This is a genomic window from Melaminivora alkalimesophila, assembly GCF_000282995.1.
In the GTDB taxonomy this organism is placed as follows: Bacteria; Pseudomonadota; Gammaproteobacteria; order Burkholderiales; family Burkholderiaceae_C; genus Melaminivora; species Melaminivora alkalimesophila.
This window is the reverse complement of sequence record NZ_ALEE01000288.1, coordinates 1-1,752: the sequence shown is the minus strand read 5'-3', so window position 1 is coordinate 1,752 and position 1,752 is coordinate 1. Positions and strand designations below refer to the sequence as shown.

1 protein-coding gene is annotated in these 1,752 nt (G+C 74.3%); it reads right to left on the bottom strand.

Annotated features, from left to right (window positions below):
* Nucleotides 1-67: 67 nt before the first annotated feature.
* The coding region (locus tag A612_RS05455) for a Mur ligase family protein (RefSeq protein ID WP_019373528.1) at nucleotides 68-1,752 on the bottom strand (1,685 nt) is incomplete at its 5' end.

Below are 1,752 nucleotides of genomic sequence, written 5' to 3'. Positions count from 1 at the left end.
CCGGCCGCCAGCGCCAGTGCGGCGGCCGCGGCCCAGCGGCGCAGGCCCGGGGTGCAGGCCGGGCGCCTCATGCCGATGCCTCCTGCGGCGCCTCGGCGCAGCGGCGCGCCAGATGCGCCAGCGCCTCCTCCACCTGGTCCACCAGCACCAGGCACAGGTCGCCCGGCGCCAGCCGCGCGAGCGCGTGGTCGATGGCGGCGAATTCGCCCTGGATCTCGGCGACGTATTCGGCGCGCGCCGCGCCCGCCAGCCCCTCGCGCAGCAGCGCCAGCACCTCGCCGTCGGCGCGCCCGCGCTGGCAGGCGTCCTGGTAGAGCACCACCTCGTCGAAGGCCCCGCCCAGGATGCGCGTCTGCTCCGTGATGTCCTCGTCGCGCCGGTCGCCGGCGCCGGAGATCACCACGCTGCGGCGCTGCGCCGGCAGCGCCTGCACCGCCTGCACCAGGGCGCGCATGGCGTCCGGGTTGTGGCCGTAGTCGGCGATCACCGTGGCGCCGCGGTAGTCCATCAGGTTGAAGCGGCCGGGGGCGTTGTCGCTGTCGTTGCGAAAACCCGCCAGCCCGCGGCGGATGGTCTCCCACGGCAGCCCCACCGCCCAGGCGGCCGCCACCGCCGCCATGGCGTTCTCCACCTGGAAGCCGATGCTGCCGCCGTGCGTGAGCGGAATGTCGCGCAGCGGCACGCTCTTGCGCCACGAGCCCTCGGCGGCGACGATCTGGTCGCCGTCCACGTAGACCACCCGCGCGCCTTGGGCGCGGTGCGTGGCCATGACCGGGTGGTGGCGCTCGGCGGCGAAGAAGATGACCCTGCCGGGGCACATGCCCGCCATGGCGGCGACGTGGGGGTCGGCCGCGTTCAGCACCGCCCAGCCGTCCGGCGCCACGTTCTGCACGATCACGCGCTTGAGCACCGCCACGTCCTCGACCGTGGTGATGAAGTTCAGCCCCAGGTGGTCGCCGGCGCCCACGTTGGTCACCACCGCCACCTGGCAGCGGTCGAAGCCCAGGCCCTCCCGCAGGATGCCGCCGCGCGCGCATTCGAGCACCGCCGCGTCCACTTCGGGGTGGAACAGCACGTTGCGCGCGCTCCTTGGCCCCGAGCAGTCGCCGCTGTCGATCTGGCGGCCGTTCACGTACACGCCATCGGTGTTGGTCATGCCGGTGCGCAACCCGTGGGACGACAGCAGGTGGGCAATCAGGCGCGTGGTGGTGGTCTTGCCGTTGGTGCCGGTGACGGCGACCACCGGGATGCGCCCGTCCTCGCCCGGCGGAAAGAGCGCGTCCACCATCGGCGCGCCGACGTTGCGCGGCCGCCCGAAGGAGGGCGACAGGTGCATGCGCAGGCCCGGGGCGGCGTTCACCTCGACGATGCCGCCGTTTTGCTCCTCCAGCGGGCGCAGCATGGTCTCGCAGACCACGTCCACGCCGCAGATGTGCAGGCCGATGGTCTGCGCGGCCTCGACGGCGCGCGCGGCGATGTCCGGGTGCACGTCGTCGGTCACGTCGGTGGCGCTGCCGCCGGTCGAGAGGTTGGCGTTGTTGCGCAGCACCACGCGCTGGCCCTGCACCGGCACGGAGTCGGGCGTGAGCCCCTCGGCCGCCAGGCGCGCGAGGGCGATGTCGTCGAGCCGGATGCGCGTGAGCGCCGTGCCGTGGCCCGTGCCGCGGCGCGGGTCCTGGTTGACGATGTCCACCAGCTCGCGCACCGTGTGCTGCCCGTCGCCGAGCACCTGCGGCGGGTCGCGCCGCGCCG